Source organism: Mycobacterium sp. pR1184, assembly GCF_041287235.1.
Classification (GTDB): Bacteria; Actinomycetota; Actinomycetes; order Mycobacteriales; family Mycobacteriaceae; genus Mycobacterium.
Genome location: NZ_JBGGKR010000014.1, coordinates 88,209 through 107,291, shown reverse-complemented (window position 1 = coordinate 107,291; position 19,083 = coordinate 88,209). Strand labels below are relative to the sequence as shown.

The 19,083-nt window shown below is 68.5% G+C and carries 16 protein-coding genes; 14 read left to right on the top strand and 2 right to left on the bottom strand.

Annotation, left to right across the window (positions count from 1 at the left end):
- Positions 1 to 33 precede the first annotated feature (33 nt).
- A complete protein-coding gene (locus tag ACAG21_RS22605) occupies positions 34 to 741 on the bottom strand; it encodes a thioesterase II family protein (RefSeq protein ID WP_370498501.1) in 708 nt (235 codons plus the stop codon).
- A 235-nt stretch (positions 742 to 976) separates the two neighbouring features.
- On the opposite strand from ACAG21_RS22605, the gene sepIVA reads away from it, so the two are divergent.
- The 14 genes from sepIVA to ACAG21_RS22535 all read left to right on the top strand — a co-directional run bounded on the left by sepIVA (position 977) and on the right by ACAG21_RS22535 (position 17,237).
- The gene (sepIVA, locus tag ACAG21_RS22600) at positions 977 to 1,714 is read left to right on the top strand and encodes a cell division protein SepIVA (RefSeq protein ID WP_090608671.1); all 738 of its coding nucleotides are present in this window, start codon (positions 977 to 979) and stop codon (positions 1,712 to 1,714) included.
- Positions 1,715 to 1,811: 97 nt separating this feature from the next.
- Positions 1,812 to 2,408, top strand: a complete 597-nt coding sequence (locus ACAG21_RS22595; protein WP_370498500.1) for a DUF177 domain-containing protein — start codon at positions 1,812 to 1,814, stop codon at positions 2,406 to 2,408.
- Positions 2,405 to 3,118, top strand: a complete 714-nt coding sequence (rnc, locus tag ACAG21_RS22590) for a ribonuclease III (protein ID WP_370498499.1) — start codon at positions 2,405 to 2,407, stop codon at positions 3,116 to 3,118. The genes ACAG21_RS22595 and rnc overlap by 4 nt, the downstream gene beginning before the upstream one ends.
- Positions 3,119 to 3,133: 15 nt before the next feature.
- The gene (gene mutM, locus ACAG21_RS22585; RefSeq protein WP_370498498.1) at positions 3,134 to 3,982 is read left to right on the top strand and encodes a DNA-formamidopyrimidine glycosylase; all 849 of its coding nucleotides are present in this window, start codon (positions 3,134 to 3,136) and stop codon (positions 3,980 to 3,982) included.
- Between the two features lie 98 nt (positions 3,983 to 4,080).
- Positions 4,081 to 4,353 carry a ferrous iron transport protein A gene (locus ACAG21_RS22580; protein WP_370498497.1) on the top strand — a complete coding sequence of 91 codons (273 nt, stop codon included), beginning with the start codon at positions 4,081 to 4,083 and terminating at the stop codon, positions 4,351 to 4,353.
- Positions 4,350 to 6,263 (top strand): ferrous iron transporter B, encoded by a 1,914-nt coding sequence (locus ACAG21_RS22575; RefSeq protein WP_370498496.1) that lies wholly within the window; start codon positions 4,350 to 4,352, stop codon positions 6,261 to 6,263. The genes ACAG21_RS22580 and ACAG21_RS22575 overlap by 4 nt, the downstream gene beginning before the upstream one ends.
- Entirely contained in the window at positions 6,260 to 6,829 is a 570-nt protein-coding gene (locus ACAG21_RS22570) for a NifU family protein (RefSeq protein WP_370498495.1), read from the top strand. Before ACAG21_RS22575 ends, ACAG21_RS22570 begins: the two co-directional genes overlap by 4 nt.
- A gap of 34 nt (positions 6,830 to 6,863) precedes the next feature.
- Complete coding sequence (locus tag ACAG21_RS22565; RefSeq protein WP_370498494.1) at positions 6,864 to 7,289, top strand: OsmC family protein; 426 nt, start codon at positions 6,864 to 6,866, stop codon at positions 7,287 to 7,289.
- Positions 7,276 to 7,569 (top strand): acylphosphatase, encoded by a 294-nt coding sequence (locus ACAG21_RS22560; protein WP_370498493.1) that lies wholly within the window; start codon positions 7,276 to 7,278, stop codon positions 7,567 to 7,569. Before ACAG21_RS22565 ends, ACAG21_RS22560 begins: the two co-directional genes overlap by 14 nt.
- A 207-nt stretch (positions 7,570 to 7,776) precedes the next feature.
- Positions 7,777 to 11,376 carry a chromosome segregation protein SMC gene (smc, locus tag ACAG21_RS22555; protein WP_370498492.1) on the top strand — a complete coding sequence of 1,200 codons (3,600 nt, stop codon included), beginning with the start codon at positions 7,777 to 7,779 and terminating at the stop codon, positions 11,374 to 11,376.
- Between the two features lie 58 nt (positions 11,377 to 11,434).
- Positions 11,435 to 12,799, top strand: coding sequence for a signal recognition particle-docking protein FtsY (ftsY, locus tag ACAG21_RS22550; protein ID WP_370498491.1), 1,365 nt, complete (start codon positions 11,435 to 11,437; stop codon positions 12,797 to 12,799).
- 158 nt (positions 12,800 to 12,957) lie between these two features.
- Positions 12,958 to 14,364, top strand: coding sequence for an ammonium transporter (locus ACAG21_RS22545; RefSeq protein ID WP_096286056.1), 1,407 nt, complete (start codon positions 12,958 to 12,960; stop codon positions 14,362 to 14,364).
- Positions 14,365 to 14,366: 2 nt separating this feature from the next.
- Entirely contained in the window at positions 14,367 to 14,705 is a 339-nt protein-coding gene (gene glnB / locus ACAG21_RS22540) for a nitrogen regulatory protein P-II (RefSeq protein ID WP_096286058.1), read from the top strand.
- Positions 14,706 to 14,750: 45 nt separating this feature from the next.
- Positions 14,751 to 17,237: a [protein-PII] uridylyltransferase gene (locus tag ACAG21_RS22535; RefSeq protein ID WP_370498490.1), complete on the top strand. Its 2,487-nt coding sequence runs from the start codon at positions 14,751 to 14,753 to the stop codon at positions 17,235 to 17,237.
- A 1-nt stretch (position 17,238) separates the two neighbouring features.
- Here ACAG21_RS22535 and ACAG21_RS22530 read toward each other — a convergent pair whose 3' ends face one another.
- Positions 17,239 to 18,969: a DEAD/DEAH box helicase gene (locus tag ACAG21_RS22530; RefSeq protein WP_370498489.1), complete on the bottom strand. Its 1,731-nt coding sequence runs from the start codon at positions 18,967 to 18,969 to the stop codon at positions 17,239 to 17,241.
- Positions 18,970 to 19,083: the final 114 nt, after the last annotated feature.

Sequence of the window (19,083 nt, the reverse complement as noted above, 5' to 3'; positions counted from 1 at the left end):
GTCGCGGGGACCGCCCGGTGACTGCGCGCCCAGCTAACTTTCGCCCGGGGAGTTGAGGACGACTGCCTCGATGTCTTTCACCAGCTCCGGCAAGTGGGCGTTGAGGTAGAAGTGGTCCCCGGGGAACACCCGGATGGAGAACTCCGCGGTGGTGCGATCGGCCCAGGCCGTCATGTTCTCCTCGGCCACGATCAGATCGTCGTCAGCGACGAAGGCATGGATCGGGCATGACAGCTTTATTTCCGGGGGCCGGGTATAGGCCGCAATGGTCCGGACGCTTTGTAAAGTGGGCAGGATGCTCGAGGCGAATTCGTCATTTGCCAGATGCTCGGGATTCGTCTCGGTGACCTGGGCGACCAGGCTCAATATCTCGTGGTCGGATCCCTGCAATTCCTTGTAGCGGATGTGCCCCGGCGCCGCGCAGGACGATATGAACAACGCACTGATCGGGTGTCCGGCCGATTGGAATCTCAGGGCCACCTCGAACGCGGCCAGCCCGCCCATGCTGTGTCCGAAAAACGCGATCTGACCTCCGGCTTTGGCGGCCGGCGCCATCATGTTGAAGATTTCGTCGGCAAATTCCGGAATGCTGGCGAGTTCTGTCAGCCCGCGGTCGCGCCGGCTCGGGTATTGCACGGCGACCCGTTTGATATCCGCCGAGAACGCCTTGGCAAAGGGCACGTAATAGGTCGCGGATCCGCCGGCGTGCGGAAATATGAATAACGTCGGCGGCGCGTTCACCGGCTCAGCGTATCGCGGTGCGGTTGATTGCCCGGCCGCTGCCGTGCGATCGGCTTGGGCGGGTAGCGCAACGATGCCGACCTGCGCGGGCGGGGCCGCGGAATTCCTGGAAGAATCCATTTTCGAAGCCGGGTGGCCAATGCCCGACACACCGGTGTCGCCACCGCCGTCACAGAGGTAACACCAGGCACACTGGTAACAACGATGGTTTTCCGGATGCCAGGAGGGTATGGCCGTGTACCGAGTCTTTGAAGCGCTTGATGAATTGGGCGCCATTGTCGAAGAAGCCCGCGGCGTGCCGATGACGGCGGGCTGCGTGGTGCCTCGCGGCGATGTGCTGGAGCTGATCGACGACATCAAAGACGCGATCCCCGGCGAGCTGGACGACGCCCAGGACGTGCTGGATGCCCGCGATTCGATGCTGTCCGACGCCAAGGCGCACGCCGAATCGATGGTCTCCTCGGCAACCACCGAGTCGGAGTCGATGCTGAACCACTCCCGTGCGGAGGCCGACCGGCTACTCTCCGACGCCAAGGCGCAGGCCGACCGGATGGTCAACGAGGCGCGCCAGCACAGCGAGCGGATGGTCGGCGAAGCCCGCGAGGAAGCGATGCGCATCGCCACGGCGGCCAAGCGGGAGTACGAGGCCAGCGTCAGCCGCGCCCAGGCCGAAGCCGACCGGCTGATCGAGAACGGCAACATCTCCTACGAGAAGGCCGTGCAAGAGGGCATCAAGGAGCAGCAGCGCCTGGTCTCGCAGAACGAGGTCGTGCAGGCGGCCAACGCGGAGTCGACCCGCCTGATCGACACCGCACATGCCGAGGCCGACCGGCTGCGCGGTGAGTGCGACATCTACGTCGACAACAAATTGGCCGAGTTCGAGGAGTTCCTCAACGGCACGCTTCGTTCGGTGGGGCGTGGTCGCCACCAACTCCGTACCGCCGCCGGCACCCACGACTACGCCACCCGCTAGGGACGGCAACACCCTCACCGCTGGTTGAGCGCGGCCACCTGGGCGAATGGTCGAAGTGCCGCCCGGAGCCGCTGGACGGCGCCGTAAGATTTTTTCCATGGCGCGCGAACACAGCACTACTGCGCAGCAGCATCCGGCTTCGCCGATGACGGTGGACGTCGCCCGGCTCGGGCGACGACCGGGATCGATGGTGACGTTACGTCACACCGTGCCCAGCCCGTTGCGCATCGGATTGGACATGATCGCGATCCCGCAGGGCGCTCCGCTGGACATGGAGCTACGGGTCGAATCGGTGTCGGAAGGCGTGCTTGTCACCGGGACCGTGTCGGGGCCGACGGTCGGCGAGTGCTCGAGGTGCCTGACCGAGGTGCAGGGCAGCGTGCAGGTCGGCCTGACCGAACTGTTCGCCTACCCGGACAGCACCACCGAGGCGACCACCGAGGAAGACGAGGTCGGCCGAGTCGTCGACGACCGCATCGATCTCGAGCAGTCGATCATCGATGCCGTCGGACTCGAACTTCCGTTTGCACCGGTATGCCGACCGGATTGCCCGGGGTTGTGCCCGGAGTGCGGCGTGCTGCTGGCCAATGATCCCGGCCACCACCACGACACCATCGATCCGCGATGGGCCAAGCTGGTGGACATGCTCTCCGACGATGCCGCGGACTCGGACTCCTCACGGGGTGACCGGTGACCTCGCGGCAAACTCTGCTCGACGCGCTCGGGGTCGACCTGCCCGAGGAACTGCTCTCGTTGGCGCTGACCCACCGCAGCTATGCCTACGAGCACGGCGGACTGCCGACGAACGAGCGGCTGGAATTTCTCGGCGACGCCGTGCTGGGCCTGACGGTCACCGATGAGCTCTACCACCGTCATCCCGATCGTTCCGAAGGTGACCTGGCCAAACTGCGCGCCAGTGTCGTCAACACCCAGGCGCTGGCCGACGTCGGCCGGCACCTGTGTGAAGGCGGGCTGGGCGTGCACCTGCTGCTGGGGCGCGGCGAAGCGAACACCGGCGGGGCGGACAAGTCGAGCATCCTGGCCGACGGCATGGAGTCGCTGCTCGGCGCGATCTACCTGGCGCACGGCATCGAAACCGCGCGCGAGGTGATCCTGCGGTTGTTCGGTGCGCTGCTCGACGCCGCGCCGACGCTGGGCGCCGGGCTGGACTGGAAGACCAGCCTGCAAGAGCTCACCGCGGCGCGCGGGATGGGCGCGCCGTCCTACGTGGTCACCTCCACCGGCCCGGACCACGACAAGGAATTCACCGCCGTGGTCGTCGTGATGGAGACCGAGTACGGGTCGGGTGTCGGCCGCTCGAAGAAGGAAGCCGAGCAGAAGGCGGCCGCCGCGACCTGGAAAACGCTGGAAGCGTTGGACACCGCGGGGACGACATCCATCTAGATGGTGCCCGTCTAGATGCCCGAGCTGCCCGAAGTCGAGGTGGTGCGCCGCGGCTTGCAGGCCCACGTCGTGGGCAAGACGATCACCGCCGTTCGGGTGCACCACCCCCGCGCGGTGCGCCGCCACGAGGCCGGTCCCGCCGACCTCACCGCCCGCCTGCTCGACGCGCGGATCGAGGGAACCGACCGGCGCGGCAAATACCTGTGGCTGCTGCTCGACGGTGATGTCGCGCTGGTCGTCCACCTCGGAATGAGCGGGCAGATGCTGCTCGGCACGGTGCCGCGGGCCGATCACGTCCGGATCTCGGCGCTGCTCGACGACGGCACCGTGCTGAGCTTCGCCGACCAGCGGACCTTCGGCGGCTGGATGCTGGCCGAACTCGTAGAAATCGACGGCAGCGTGGTGCCGCAGCCCGTCGCGCACCTGGCGCGCGACCCGCTGGACCCCCGATTCGACATCGACGCCGTCGTAGACGTGTTGCGGGGCAAGCATTCCGAAATCAAACGCCAGTTGCTGGATCAACAGGTGGTGTCGGGCATCGGCAATATCTACGCCGACGAAGCGTTGTGGCGGGCCAAAGTTCATGGTGCCCGGGTGGCCGACACGCTCACCCGCCGCCAGCTGACCGCCGTGCTGGATGCCGCCGCGGCCGTGATGGGCGAGGCCCTCGCCAAGGGCGGGACCTCGTTCGATTCGTTGTACGTCAACGTCAACGGCGAATCGGGCTACTTCGACCGATCGCTGGATGCCTATGGGCGCGAAGGCGAAAGCTGCCGGCGCTGCGGCGCGGTGATGCGCCGCGAGAAGTTCATGAACCGCTCGTCGTTCTACTGCCCGACGTGTCAACCGCGCCCGCGCCGTTAGGACTTTCTCTCGGAAAGCTGAGGCTATCCTCAGCATCGTGAGGTTATCCTTACCGGAATGATGAACCTCCGGCGTTGGGGCGGGTAATGCGCGATTCGGTGCGGGATGCAGACCGTATTGCGGGTTCGCCCACCGTGCTGGCGCAGCTGTCGCCGGGCGAGCGGGCGACGATCCTGGGTGTGACGGCTGCGGCCTCCGACGTGGTGGCGGGCCGGCTGCGGCAGCTGGGGTTTCGGCCGGCCTCCGCCGTCCAGGTGATCCGCCGTGCCCCGCTGGGTGACCCGACGATTTACCGGGTTCAGGACACCGAACTGTGCCTGCGCCGGCGCGAGGCGCGGCTGATCGAGGTCACCCCCGGGACCGGCGCATGACATCGTGCCACGAAGAAGGCGGCTCCGGGGTCGCCGTTGCGGGCAAGGCGCGGATCGCCCTGGTGGGAAGTCCCAATGCGGGCAAGACCTCGGTGTTCAATCACCTGACCGGATTGCGTGCCAAGACCGGCAACTACCCCGGCGTCACCGTCGGGCGCAGCGTCGGCATCACCAAGGTCGACGGCATCGAGGTCGCCATCGAGGACCTGCCGGGTACCTACAGCCTCGACCCGATCAGCCCGGACGAGCAGGTGGTATCCGACCTGTTGGGCGGCCAGGTGTACGGCGACGGCCCACCCGACGCGATCGTCATCGTCGCCGACGCCACCACGCTGCACCGCTCGGTGATCCTGCTGGCTCAGGTGCTGCGACTCGACCTGCCGTGCCTGGTGGTGCTGACCATGACCGACGAGCTGACCGCGCGCGGTGGTGGCATCTCCGTTGACGCGCTGGCGACGGCGCTGGGTGTCCCGGTGGTCGCGGTGGTGGCCAACCGCGGGGTGGGCATCGACACCCTGCGCGCCCAACTGGTGTCCTTCGACCGCTGGCTTCGGCCCCCGATTCTGCCGCCGGGTGATGACGACGCCATCGACGGCTGGGGCAAGTCGGTGCTGGATGCGGCCTATTACCATGCGCCGCAACCGGATCGGCGGACGCGACGAATCGACGCCGTGGTGCTGCACCCGCTGTGGGGGACCGTGATCTTCTTCGCGGTGATGTTCTGCTTCTTCCAGGTCGTCTTCACCGTCGCCGCGCCCCTGCAGGATCAAGTGGGCGAGTGGCTCAACTCGCTGGGCACTCTGGTCAGCAACCACGTCGGCAACTACGTCGTGCGTGGGCTGCTGGGTCAGGGACTGATCGGCGGCGTCGGTACGGTGCTGCAGTTCATCCCGCAGATCGTGTTGTTGTTCCTGCTGATCGCGCTGCTGGAGAACGTCGGCTACATGGCGCGCGCCGCATTTTTGATGGACCGGGTGATGGCCTCGACGGGGTTGGAAGGCCGCGCCTTCGTCGCGATGCTCTCGTCGTTCGCCTGCGCCATCCCGGGGATCATGGCCACCCGGACGCTGCCGTCGTCGCGGGACCGGATCGCCACTATCATCACGGCGCCGTTGATGACCTGCTCGGCCCGGCTTCCGGTGTTCACCTTGCTGGTCGGCATACTCGTGTCCCCGAAGACGCACTGGGGCGGGTTGAGCGCCCAGGGCGTCGCGATGTTCGCGCTCTATGTGTGCGGCGGCACCTCCGCGCTGATCGCCGCCGCGGTGTTCAAATCGACGATTCTGCGCAGCGATCTGCTGCCGTTCACGATGGAGCTTCCGCCGTACCGCTTCCCGTCGCCCAAGAACGTGCTGATCACGATGTGGGATTCGGCGAGGATGTTCTTACGCAAGGCCGGAACCATCATCCTGGGCACGTCGGTCGTGCTGTGGGGGCTGCTCAACCTGCCGGCGCGCGAGGCCGAGACCGCGAAGATGTCGCCGACCGACGCGACCGCCTACGTGATGGACCACAGCCTGGCCGCCGACCTCGGCAAGGCCGTCGGCCCGGTGTTCGCACCGCTCGGATTCGATTGGCACGTCAACATCGCCCTGCTCGGTTCGATGTCGGCGCGCGAAGTGTTCGTGTCCACCCTGGGTCAGGTCGCGGCGGCCGAGAGTCCCGACGATCCGCACGAAGCGCTGGTCTCGTTGACCGACGACGAAGGCCACAAGGTGTTCACCGCGCCGACGGTCATCGCGCTGATGGCGTACTTCATCTATGCGCTGCAATGCATGTCGACCGTTGCGGTGATGCGCCGCGAGACGAACTCGTGGAAGTGGCCCGCCGTCGCGTGGTCCTACATGTTTGTTCTGGCCTGGCTGATGGCCTTTGCCGCCCGATGGGTCGCGATAGCGCTGGGCGCATGATTCCGCTGCACGCCACTGCCACCGAGGATCCGCGCCGGCTGCGCTGGGTGGTCGCGGCCGATCGACTCCCGCCGCGGGGCACGGTCCGCGCCGCCCCGGGCCGGCTGGGCGCACTGCTGCGGACCCGCGTGATCGAGGAGATCGTGGTGGGGGCCGGCGGCATCCTGATCACGGTCGATGCGGCAACCGGCTGGCGTGCGGTGGGCGACGAGGTTCGCCAGGCCCTCGGCGAGGCGCTGCTGGACCCGGCGGGCTGGACGGTCGACGAAACCTCTTTTGCCGCAGGCACTTTGGTGGCCGCTGTCCAGGAGTTGCTGGCCGGCCCGGTGGGTGCACTGGCCGCCTCGCACGGCGGATCGATCGAGCTGGTCTCGGTGGTCGGCCACCAGGTGACGGTGCGGATGGCCGGCGCCTGCGACGGATGCCCGGGCGCGTCGGCCACGCTGCGCGACGCGCTGGAGCGCGAACTGCGCCGGCGCATCGACGATCAGGTGGTCGTCTCGTCCGAAAACGATTCGCCCTCACTGTCTTTCGGTAAGAAGCTGCTGTCGTTGATAGTCCGCTGATTCCGTATTCGCCCGTTCCCGGTAGAAATGAGCCATGACGGAACTGTGGGTCGAACGCACCGGGACACGCCGCTACACCGGCCATAGCTCGCGGGGCGCGCAGGTTCTGGTCGGCTCCGAGGATGTCGAGGGTGTGTTCACCCCCGGCGAGCTGCTCAAGATCGCGCTCGCCGCATGCAGCGGAATGTCCAGCGACCAGCCGCTGGCCCGCCGACTCGGCGACGACTACCACGCGGTGGTCCGGGTGTCCGGCGAGGCTGACCGTGACGAAGAGGTCTATCCGCTGCTTTCCGAAACTCTCGAGCTGGACCTGTCGGGACTGTCCACCGACGACAGGGAGCGGCTGCTGGTGGTTGTGAACCGGGCGATCGACCTGGTCTGCACCGTCGGGCGCACCCTGAAGGCAGGCACCACGGTCAAGTTCGAGATCGCCTCCGAAACCAAAAATGTCGGGTCCTGACGTCCGGCTCACCGCCTGGGTGCACGGCATGGTCCAGGGTGTGGGTTTTCGCTGGTGGACTCGCTGCCGCGCGCTGGAGCTGGGGCTGACCGGCTATGCCGCCAACCAGGCCGACGGCCGTGTCCTGGTCGTCGCCCACGGGCCGCGGGAGGCCGGCGAGAAATTGCTGGGGCTGCTCGAAGGCGATCATTGCTGGCCGCCGCGGCCCGGGCGCGTCGACAAGATCGTCGCCGAGTGGTCGCAGCCGCGGGAGCACTTCGAGGGATTCGTCGAACGGTAAGGGCGACCACATCGCGAGCGTCACACTGGCGTGGGCACCAGAGGGCGACGGTCACGCTGGCGTGACGCTCGTGGGAACGGCGTTTTCAGTGACTGAAGTGGCCACAGTGGCCAGTGCGTCAGTGGGTGAACAACGGGTGTATTTCAAGCGAGCCGACACCCCGCGGTGACGGGGAGTCCGGCGATTTGAGCGGTAGTCTGGCTCGCCGTGTACCTCAAGAGTCTGACGCTGAAGGGCTTCAAGTCCTTCGCTTCGCCGACGACTCTGCGCTTCGAGCCGGGCATCACCGCCGTCGTCGGACCCAACGGGTCCGGCAAATCCAACGTGGTGGACGCACTGGCGTGGGTGATGGGGGAGCAGGGCGCCAAGACGCTGCGCGGCGGAAAGATGGAAGACGTCATCTTCGCCGGCACCTCGTCGCGCGCCCCGCTGGGCCGCGCCGAAGTCACCGTCACGATCGACAACGCCGACAACGCGCTGCCGATCGAGTATTCCGAGGTGTCGATCACCCGGCGGATGTTCCGCGACGGCGCCAGTGAGTACGAAATCAACGGCACCAGTTGCCGTTTGATGGATGTCCAGGAGCTGCTGAGCGACTCCGGCATCGGCCGCGAGATGCACGTGATCGTCGGACAGGGCAAGCTCGACGAGATCCTGCAGTCGCGGCCCGAGGACCGCCGCGCGTTCATCGAAGAAGCCGCCGGTGTGCTCAAGCACCGCAAGCGCAAGGAAAAGGCCCTGCGCAAGCTCGACGCGATGCAGGCCAACCTGGCTCGGCTCACCGACCTGACCACCGAGCTGCGGCGCCAGCTCAAACCGCTGGGCCGCCAGGCCGAGGTGGCCCGTCGCGCGCAGACCATCCAGGCCGACCTGCGCGACGCGCGGCTGCGGCTGGCCGCCGACGACCTGGTCAACCGGCAGGTGCAGCGCGACGCGATCCTGGAGGCCGAGGCCACCATGCGCCGCGAGCACGACGAGGCCGCCGGCCGGCTGGCCGTAGCTTCCGAGGAGCTGACCGCGCACGAGACCGCGCTGGCCGAGCTGTCGGTGCGCGCCGAGTCGGTCCAGCACACCTGGTTCGGGCTGTCGGCGCTGGCCGAACGGGTGGGCGCCACGGTGCGCATCGCCAGCGAGCGCGCCCAGCACCTGGATCTCGAGCCGGTGGCGACCAGCGACACCGACCCGGACGCACTGGACGCCGAGGCCGAGCAGGTCGCGGCCGCCGAGCGCGAGCTGCTGGCTGAGCTGGAGGCCGCCCGGACCCGGCTGGAGACCGCGCGCGCCGAGTTGTCCGAGCGGGAACGTGAGGCCACCGAGGCCGACCGGGCGCATTTGGCCGCTGTGCGGGCCGAGGCCGACCGCCGCGAGGGCCTGGCCCGGCTGGCCGGTCAGGTCGAGACCATGCGGGCCCGGGTCGAATCGATCGACGACAGCGTCGCGCGGCTGTCCGAGCGCATCGAACACGGCGCCGCCCGCGCGCAACAGGCCCGCGCGGAGTTCGAGACCGTGCAGGGCCGCGTCGGCGAACTCGATCAGGGCGAGGTCGGCCTGGACGAACACCACGAGCGGACGGTCGCCGCGCTGCGGCTGGCCGACGAGCGCGTCGCCGAGCTGCAAGCCAGCGAGCGCGAGGCCGAGCGCCGGGTGGCCTCGCTGCGGGCCCGCATCGATGCGCTCTCGGTTGGGCTCGAGCGTAAGGACGGCGCCGCGTGGCTCACCCAAAACCACAGTGGCACAGGCCTTTTCGGGCCCGTCGCAAAGCTGGTCAAGGTCCGTTCCGGGTATGAAACGGCACTGGCCGCGGTGTTGGGCTCCGCGGCGGACGCGCTGGCCGTCGAAAACTTCGGCGCCGCCCGGTCCGCGGTGGCCGCGCTCAAGCAGGCCGACGGAGGCCGTGCCGCCCTGGTCCTGGGCGACTGGCCGGACGAGCAGGCCCCGCCCGCCGCGCCGCTACCCGACGGCGCGCTGTGGGCGCTCGACCTGGTCGAGGCGCCGCAGCGGCTACAGGGCGCGATGATCGCCATGCTGTCCGGCGTCGCGGTGGTCAGCGACCTGGGCGCGGCGCTGGATCTGGTTGCGGGCCGGCCGCAGCTGCGCGCGGTCACCCTCGACGGCGACCTGGTCGGCCGCGGCTGGGTGAGCGGCGGCTCGGACCGCAAGCCGTCGACCCTGGAGCTCACCTCGGAGATCGACAAGGCCGGCAGCGAGCTGGCCGCCGCGGAGTCGCAGGTGGCGCAGCTCTCCGCCGCCCTGTCCGGCGCCTTGACCGAGCAGCGCGGTCGCCAGGACTCCGCCGAGCAGGCGCTGGCCGCGCTCAACGAGTCCGACACCGAGATCTCGGCGATGTACGAGCAGCTGGGCCGGCTCGGGCAGGAGGCCCGCACCGCCGAGGAGGAGTGGAACCGGCTGCTGCGCCAGCGCGAGGAGCTGGAGGCCGGGCGCGCCCAGACCGTCGAAGAGGTCACCGAACTCGAAACCCGGCTGCGCAACGCCCAGGCCAGCCAGCTCACCCCCGCCGAAGACCCCGTCGATCGTCAGCGGATCGCCGCCGCGGCCGACACCGCCCGCGCCGTCGAGGTGGAGGCCCGGCTCGCCGTGCGCACCGCCGAGGAACGCGCCAACGCCGTGCGCGGCCGGGCCGATTCGTTGCGCCGCGCGGCCGCCGCGGAACGTGAGGCGCGGGTGCGCGCCCAGCAGGCGCACGCCGCGCGATTGCGGGCGGCCGCGGTGGCCGCGGCGGTGGCCGACGCCGGCCGGCTGCTGGCGGAGCGGCTGAACCGGGTGGTGGCCGCCGCATCGCAGATCCGCGACGCAATGGTCGCCGAACGCGAGGCGCGGTCGACGGCGATGGCGGCCGTGCGCAACGAGGTGCACACGCTGGGCACCCGGGTGGCCACGCTGACCGACTCGCTGCACCGCGACGAGGTGGCCAACGCCCAGGCGGCACTGCGCATCGAGCAGCTCGAACAAATGGTGCTCGAGCAGTTCGGCATGAGCCCGGCGGATCTGATCGCCGAGTACGGGCCGGCGATCGCGCTGCCGCCGTCGGAGCTGGAGATGGCCGAGTTCGAGCTGGCCCGCGAGCGCGGCGAGCAGGTCACCGCGCCCGCGCCGATCCCGTACGACCGGCCCACCCAGGAGCGGCGGGCCAAGCGCGCCGAGCGGGAACTGGCCGAGCTGGGCCGGGTCAACCCGCTGGCGCTCGAAGAGTTTGCCGCGCTCGAGGAGCGCTACAACTTCCTGTCCACCCAACTCGAGGATGTCAAGGCGGCCCGCAAGGATCTGCTCGACGTCGTCGCCGACGTCGACGCGCGCATCCTGCAGGTGTTCAGCGAGGCGTTCGTCGACGTAGAGCGGGAATTCCAGGAAGTCTTCACCGTGCTGTTCCCCGGCGGCGAGGGCCGGCTGCGGCTGACCAACCCGGACGACATGCTCACCACCGGCATCGAGGTCGAGGCGCGTCCGCCCGGCAAGAAGATCACCCGGTTGTCTTTGCTGTCCGGCGGTGAGAAGGCGCTGACCGCCGTCGCGATGCTGGTCGCGATCTTCCGCGCCCGCCCGTCGCCGTTCTACATCATGGACGAGGTCGAGGCCGCGCTCGACGACACCAACCTGCGCCGCCTGATCTCGCTGTTCGAGCTGCTGCGGGCGCGCTCGCAGCTGCTGATCATCACCCACCAGAAGCCGACCATGGAGGTCGCCGACGCGCTCTACGGCGTCACCATGCAGGGCGACGGCATCACCGCGGTGATCTCGCAGCGCATGCGTGGGCAAGAGGTCCAGCAGCTCGCCACCACGTCTTCTTGAGCGCCAGGCGGCGGCTGCCGCTGTCGGCTGCGCCGTGCGGCCCTGAAACAATGTCAGCGTGTCGCAAGGTCTTTGGATCGCCATCGCCGTCCTAAGCGTTCTAGCCGCCCTGGTTGTCATCGCTGCGCTGGTCCTGGGGCTGACCCGGTACCGCCGCCGGCGGATCAGCCTGAACCGGCCCGAGCCGAGCGCACTGGACCGATCCGGCGGCTACGTCGCATCGTCGGGCATCACCTTCAGTCAGGGCGCGCCGACGGTCGACACCACCGGCCTGCCCGCGGTGGGCGACGACGCGACCGTCCCGCGCGATGCGCCGCGGCGCACGATTTCCGACGTCCAGCTGCCGGCGCCGGAGGCCGAACCCGAGACCGTCACGCCGGCGCCGGTTCCGGAGCCGCCCGCCCCACCGCCAGCCCCGCCGGTTCCCGAGGCGCCCGCCGCACCCGAGGCGCCCCCGCCGCCTGAACCGCAGGCCCCCGCGACGGCCGAGATCGAGGAGATCGCGCCGACCGAGGGCCGGCTGGAACGCCTGCGTGGCCGGCTGGCGCGGTCCCAGAACGCACTCGGACGCAGCATGCTGGGCCTGATCGGCGGCGGTGACCTGGACGAGGACTCGTGGCAGGACGTCGAGGACACGCTTCTGGTCGCCGACCTGGGCCCGGTCGTCACCGAATCGGTGGTCGCGCAGCTGCGCAGCCGGCTGGCCAGCAGCAACGTCCGCACCGAGGCCGACGCCCGGGCGGTGCTGCGCGACGTGCTGATCAAAGAGCTGAAACCCGAGATGGATCGTTCGATCCGGGCACTGCCGCACGACGACCACCCGTCGGTGCTGCTGGTCGTCGGCGTCAACGGCACCGGTAAAACCACCACGGTCGGCAAACTGGCGCGGGTGCTGGTGGCCGACGGCCGGCGTGTCGTGCTGGGCGCCGCCGACACCTTCCGGGCCGCCGCCGCTGATCAACTGCAGACCTGGGCCTCTCGGGTGGGTGCCGAAGTGGTGCGCGGCGCCGAGGGCTCCGACCCGGCGGCGGTGGCCTTCGATGCCGTCGACAAGGGCATCAAGACGGGCGCCGACGTCGTGCTGATCGACACCGCGGGCCGGCTGCACACCAAAGTGGGCCTGATGGACGAGCTCGACAAGGTCAAACGCGTGGTAACCCGGCGCGCCGCCGTGGACGAGGTGTTGCTGGTTCTCGACGCCACGATCGGGCAGAACGGGCTGGCCCAGGCGAAGGTTTTCGCCGAGGTCGTCGACATCACCGGTGCGGTGCTGACCAAGCTGGACGGAACGGCCAAGGGCGGCATCGTTTTCCGGGTGCAGCAAGAACTCGGCGTGCCCGTGAAACTGGTCGGCCTCGGCGAAGGCCCCGACGATTTAGCGCCGTTCGAGCCGGCCGCGTTCGTGGACGCCCTGCTCGGCTGAAACCCCTTACACGGGGGCCGTTTCGTTAATGACGCCGAAACATGGTGGCCCCAACTCGGAAACAACCATTGCGCAAGGTTCTGGATCAGGTCATCAGGCACATGTCTGATGACCCGTTCAGGGCCGACCGGAGGTGATAGCGAGTGAGTTTCCCAGTAATGGGCCAGCCCAATACCGGCGATACCGCATGGATGCTGGCGAGTTCAGCGCTGGTGCTGTTGATGACGCCAGGTTTGGCATTCTTCTATGGCGGCATGGTGCGCGCCAGAAGTGTGCTCAACATGCTGATGATGAGCATCAGCGCCATGGGCGTGGTGACGGTGCTGTGGGTGTTATATGGCTATTCAGTTTCGTTCGGCACTGACGTTGGCAACGTCATGGGAAACCCGACGGAATACTTCGGTCTGAAGGGACTGATCGGCGGTAACGCCGTGGCCGCTGACCCCACCAAGGGCGTTGCGGCAACCGACATTCCGCTGGCCGGCACGCTGCCGGCGACCGTGTTCGTGGCGTTCCAGCTGATGTTCGCGATCATCACCGTCGCCCTGATCTCGGGCGCGGTGTCCGACCGGCTGAAGTTCAGCGCCTGGCTGGTCTTCTCCGGCCTGTGGGCGACGCTGGTCTACTTCCCGGTCGCGCACTGGGTCTTCGCGTTCGACGGCTTCGCCGCCGAGAAGGGTGGCTGGATCGCCAACAAGCTGCACGCGATCGACTTCGCCGGTGGGACCGCGGTCCATATCAACTCCGGTGCCGCGGGTCTGGCGCTGGCCCTGATTCTGGGCAAGCGCAAGGGCTGGCCCACCACGCTGTTCCGCCCGCACAACCTGCCGTTCGTGATGCTCGGCGCGGGCCTGCTGTGGTTCGGCTGGTACGGCTTCAACGCGGGGTCGGCGACCAGCTCCAACGGCGCCGCCGGGTCGACCTTCATGACGACCACGATCGCGACGGCTGCCGCGATGCTGGCCTGGTTGCTCACCGAGCGCATTCGTGACGGACACGCCACGACGCTGGGAGCGGCATCGGGCATCGTGGCCGGGCTGGTCGCGATCACGCCGTCCTGTTCGTCGGTGAACGCCCTGGGAGCGCTGATCATCGGTCTGGTGGCCGGCGTGCTGTGTGCCCTGGCGGTCGGGCTGAAGTTCAAGTTGGGCTTCGACGACTCGCTCGACGTGGTCGGTGTGCACCTGGTCGGCGGATTGGCCGGCACGCTGCTGGTGGGCCTGCTGGCCGCACCGGAGAGTGTGGCGATCAACGGCGTCACCGGCGTATCCAAGGGATTGTTCTACGGTGGCGGCTGGGATCAGCTGGAACGGCAGGCGGTCGGCGCGTTCAGCGTGCTGTTCTACTCGTTCACCGTGACGATTATCCTGGCGTTGATCCTGAAGTACACCATCGGGCTGCGGCTGAATCCTGAAGCGGAAGCTTCCGGCATCGATGAGGCCGAGCATGCGGAGAGCGGATACGATTTCGCCGTGGCCACGTCGTCAGTCCTTCCCCGTGCCACCCTGCCGGACAGCTCTAACGGACTGGACGTCGCAGTGGCCGAGAAAGTGGAGGCGGAATAATCATGAAGCTGATCACCGCGATCGTGAAGCCGTTCACCCTCGATGACGTGAAGACCAGCCTCGAAGACGCGGGCGTCCTGGGGCTGACCGTCAGCGAAGTCCAGGGTTACGGCCGCCAGAAGGGGCACACCGAGGTATACCGCGGTGCTGAATACTCGGTCGATTTCGTGCCGAAGGTCCGGATCGAGGTTGTTGTCGACGATTCCGTCGTCGACAAGGTCGTGGACAGCATCGTCCGGGCGGCCCGCACTGGCAAGATCGGTGATGGCAAGGTCTGGGTCAGTCCCGTGGAAACCATTGTGCGAGTGCGCACCGGTGAACGCGGGACCGATGCGATATGACGCTAGCCGCAAGTTGAGGTTCCACCCCGGGCGGGCCGGGAGGTTATGAAACCGACCGAGCCCGACCGGGAATCTGGAGCGGACGCCGCGCAGACTGAAATCGCCTCTGGTGCAAGCGATTTAGCCACTGCGCGGCGTACGCTGCTGTCTGAGGGCAGCGCCTTGCACGCGGCCGAACTGCGGCACGCCTGGCTGGAACTGCACGAGTCGTGGTTGGCGGCCAAGTCTGCCGAACTCGGGATCACCGATACCAGTGGCTTTGCGCTCGTCGGGGTCGGCGGCCTGGGCCGGCGCGAGCTGCTCCCTTATTCCGATCTCGACTTGATGTTGTTGCACGACAACGTGTCTGACGACGTGCTGCAGCGGGTCGCCGACGGGCTGTGGTACCCGTTGTGGGACGCCAACGTTCGGCTCGACCACAGCGTGCGCACGGTATCCGGAACACTCGGTGTCGCCAACGGCGACATGATCGCCGCCCTGGGCCTGCTGGACGCTCGCCACATCGCCGGTGATCCCGCGTTGTCCGACGAGTTGATCGCCGGTGCAAGGAAGCAGTGGCGCACCGCAATTCGCTCTCGAATGGACGAGCTGGTCGAGATGACCAACGCTCGCTGGCTGCGCTGTGGCCGGATCGCGCAACGTGCCGAGCCTGATCTGAAATCGGGCCGCGGCGGCCTGCGCGACGTCCAATTGCTCGACGCGCTGGGCGTCGCCCAACTGATCGACCGCCACGGCATGAGTCGCCCGGAGATCCCGGGCGGTTCGCTCGACGACGCGTATCTGACGCTGCTCGACGTGCGCACCGAACTGCATCGGGTGTCGGGCCGCGGACGCGACCAGCTGCTGGCTCAGTTCGCCGATGAGATCAGCGCCGCGCTGTACATGGGTGATCGATTCAGCTTGGCGCGCATGCTTTCCGACGCCGGCCGTACGATCGCGTACCACGCCGAAACCGGACTGCGGACGGCGCAAAACGCGCTGCCGCGCCGCGGCATCACCGCGTTGGTCCGACGCCCCAAGCGGCGACCGCTGGACGAGGGCGTGGTGGAGTACGACGGCGAAATAGTGCTGGCCCGCGAGGCGCAACCCCAGACCGATGCCGGACTGGTGCTGCGGGTGGCGGCCGCATCGGCCGACACGGGCCTGCCGATCGGTGCCGCGACGCTGAGCCGGCTGGCCGCCAGCGTTCCCGACTTGCCGACACCCTGGCCGCGGGAGGCGCTCGACGACCTGCTGGTGGTGCTGTTGGCCGGCCCCACGATGGTCAACACGATCGAGGCACTGGACCGTACCGGCTTGTGGAGCAGGCTCTTTCCCGAATGGGACGCGGTGCGCGACCTTCCGCCGCGCGATGTGTCCCATGTGTGGACGGTGGACCGTCATATCGTCGAGACCGCCGTCAACGCGGCACCGCTGACCACGCGCGTCGCGCGATCGGACCTGCTCGCGCTCGGCGCGCTGCTGCACGACATCGGTAAGGGCCGCGGCGTCGACCACTGTGTGGTCGGGGCGGATTTGGTGCCGCCGATCGGCGACCGGCTGGGGCTGGAACCCCGGGACATCGAGACATTGGCGGGCATGGTCCGCCACCATCTGCTGCTGCCCATCACGGCCACCCGAAGCGACCTCAACGATCCGAAAACCATTGCCTCCGTTGCGGAGGCGTTAGGCGGGGATCTGCAACTGCTGGAGCTGCTGCACGCGCTGGCCGAGGCCGACTCGAAGGCCACCGGGCCGGGGGTGTGGAGTGACTGGAAAGCCTCGCTGATGCAAGACCTGGTGCGCCGCTGTCGGTTGGTGATGGTGGGTGAGCCGCTTCCGGAAGCCGAACCGACCGCGCCCCGTTATCTTTCGCTGGCAGCCAGCCACGGCGTACACGTGGAGATCAACGGTGGGGAGTCCGAGCGGCTGCACACGGTGATGGTCGCGCCGGACAAGCGGGGACTGGTGTCCAAGGCCGCCGCGGTGCTGGCACTGAATTCGCTGCGGATCCATTCCGCGACGGTCAACATTCACGAGGGCGTCGCGATCGCCGAGTTCGTGGTGTCACCGCTGTTCGGCTCGCCGCCCGAAGCGGGCCTGCTGCGCCAGCAGTTCGTCGGCGCCCTGGCCGGCGACGTCGATGTCCTTGGCGCGCTGGAAAAGCGCGACACCGATGCCGCCAACTCGGCGATGGCCCGGGCGGGCGAGATTCAGCTGGGGGCGCCGCTGACCCGGTCCACCGCCCCGCCGCGCATCCTGTGGCTCGACGCCGCCGCGCCCGCGCACCTCGTCGTCGAGGTGCGCGCCATGGACCGGCTCGGGCTGCTCGCGCTGCTGTCCCAGGCGCTCGAACGGGCGGGAGCAGATATCGCCTGGGCGAAGGTCAATACGTTCGGATCGACGGCCGCCGACGTGTTCTGTGTGACCATGCCGGGCGACGCGGTAGACGGCGACCAGCGCACGGCTGCCCGCGCCGACGTGGAGAAGCAATTGCTGGCGGTGCTGGGCGCCTCCGCGGACGCGGTGGTCGACCAGCCCGTCACCGAGTGAACTACGCCAGCTCCGAATTCAGTTGGCGCAGCGCCACAATGCGGTCCTTGAGCTGATCGCGGGTCGCCGCGGCGATCGGCGGCCCGCCGCAGCGACGGCGCAGCTCGTTGTGGATCCAGCCGTGCGGCTTGCCGGTGCGGTGATGAGCGACCGACACCAGACTGTTGAGTTCGCGGCGCAGCTCGCGCAGCTGGCCGTGCATGCCCCCCGGCCCCGAGGGTGCCGGTGCGGATTGGCCGGAGGCGGCCCGCTTCTGCAGTTGCTCGTCCTGGCGGCGATGCAGCAACGCGCGCATCTGGGTGGCGTCCAGCAAACCCGGGATGCCGAGGTAGTCGGCCTCCTCGTCGCTTCCCGCCGCGGCGGCGGTGCCGAACGAGGACCCGTCGAAGATGACCTGATCCAATTCGGCGTCGGCGCCCAGCGACGTGAAACCCTTTTCCAGGTCCGTCTTTTCGTTCTGCTCCTGCACGGCGGGATCGGCGAGTAGGGGATCGTCGAGCGACTCGCGGTGCGGTTCGCCCAGCACGTGATTGCGCTCGGCTTCCAACTCGCTGGCCAGCATCAGCAAGTTGGGCACCGACGGCAAGAAGATGCTCGCGGTCTCGCCCGGGCGCCGCGACCGCACGAAGCGCCCGATGGCCTGGGCGAAGAACAGCGGCGTCGAGGCGCTGGTGGCGTAGATCCCGACCGACAGCCGCGGTACGTCGACACCTTCGGAGACCATCCGCACCGCGACCAGCCAGCGCGAGGTGCCCTCGGAGAATTCGGAGATCCGCTGCGACGATCCGGGATCGTCGGAGAGCACCAGCGTCGGCGCCTCGCCGGTCAGCCTGGTCAGCAGCGTCGCATACGCGCGGGCCGCGGTCTGATCCGACGCGATGATCATGCCGCCGGCGTCGGGCACATGGCTGCGCAGCAGACGCAGCCGCTGATCCGCGGCGGTGATCACCGCGGGCATCCACTCGCCGGCGGGGTCAAGCGCGGTACGCCACGCCCGTGCGGTCTGCTCGGCCGACAGCGGCTCGCCGAGGCGCGCTTCGTGCTCCTCGCCGGCGCTGTCGCGCCAGCGTGCTTGCCCGGAGTAGGCGAGGAACACCACCGGGCGCACCACCCCGTCGGCCAGCGCCTCGGCATAGCCGTAGGTGTGGTCGGCCTGCGAACGCCGGATCCCGTCGGGTCCCGACTCGTAAGTGACGAACGGGATGGGGCTGTCGTCGCTGCGAAACGGCGTGCCCGTCAACCCAAGTCGGCGTGTCGCGTCGCTGAAGGCCTCGCGGATCGCGTCGCCCCAGGTCTTGGCGTCACCACCGTGGTGGATCTCGTCGAACACGACCAGCGTCTTGCGCTGCTCGGTGCGGACCCGGTGCAGCGTCGGATGCGAGGCGACCTGGGCGTAGGTGACCATCACGCCGTGATACTCCGGCGAGGTCGTCGCGCTGGTGTTGGAGAATCGCGGGTCCAGGAATATGCCGTAGCGCAGCGCGGCCTGCGCCCACTGCACCTTGAGGTGCTCGGTGGGCACCACGACGGTGATCTGCTCGACGACACGACTGCCCAGCAGTTCGGCGATTACCCGCAGTGCGAACGTCGTCTTCCCGGATCCGGGGGTGGCCACGGCCAGGAAGTCGCGCGGCGAGTCGGCCACGTACTTCACCAGCGCGCGCCGCTGCCAGCCTCGCAGCGGTCGCGTGTCGATTCCAACGCTCGCGTCGGCGGCGCTGACCGGCTGCATCGACACGACTCCCCTCCGGCGCGCCGTTTGCAGGTCGCGCGCTCTAGTCTTAGGCCCCGGCCCGCGATGCTAACCGGCGTGAAGGCGGGTGTGAAATGTAGCATGGCAACGCTT

What these genes read in the sequence shown, in the direction of transcription:
- ACAG21_RS22545 (WP_096286056.1), top strand. Translation starts at nt 12,958, where the DNA reads ATGGGCCAGCCCAATACCGGCGATACCGCATGGATGCTGGCGAGTTCA.
- mutM (WP_370498498.1), top strand. Translation starts at nt 3,134, where the DNA reads ATGCCCGAGCTGCCCGAAGTCGAGGTGGTGCGCCGCGGCTTGCAGGCC.
- glnB (WP_096286058.1), top strand. Translation starts at nt 14,367, where the DNA reads ATGAAGCTGATCACCGCGATCGTGAAGCCGTTCACCCTCGATGACGTG.
- ACAG21_RS22570 (WP_370498495.1), top strand. Translation starts at nt 6,260, where the DNA reads ATGATTCCGCTGCACGCCACTGCCACCGAGGATCCGCGCCGGCTGCGC.
- ACAG21_RS22560 (WP_370498493.1), top strand. Translation starts at nt 7,276, where the DNA reads ATGTCGGGTCCTGACGTCCGGCTCACCGCCTGGGTGCACGGCATGGTC.
- ACAG21_RS22575 (WP_370498496.1), top strand. Translation starts at nt 4,350, where the DNA reads ATGACATCGTGCCACGAAGAAGGCGGCTCCGGGGTCGCCGTTGCGGGC.
- ACAG21_RS22535 (WP_370498490.1), top strand. Translation starts at nt 14,751, where the DNA reads ATGAAACCGACCGAGCCCGACCGGGAATCTGGAGCGGACGCCGCGCAG.
- ACAG21_RS22565 (WP_370498494.1), top strand. Translation starts at nt 6,864, where the DNA reads ATGACGGAACTGTGGGTCGAACGCACCGGGACACGCCGCTACACCGGC.
- ACAG21_RS22530 (WP_370498489.1), bottom strand. Translation starts at nt 18,969, where the DNA reads ATGCAGCCGGTCAGCGCCGCCGACGCGAGCGTTGGAATCGACACGCGA.
- ACAG21_RS22595 (WP_370498500.1), top strand. Translation starts at nt 1,812, where the DNA reads ATGGCGCGCGAACACAGCACTACTGCGCAGCAGCATCCGGCTTCGCCG.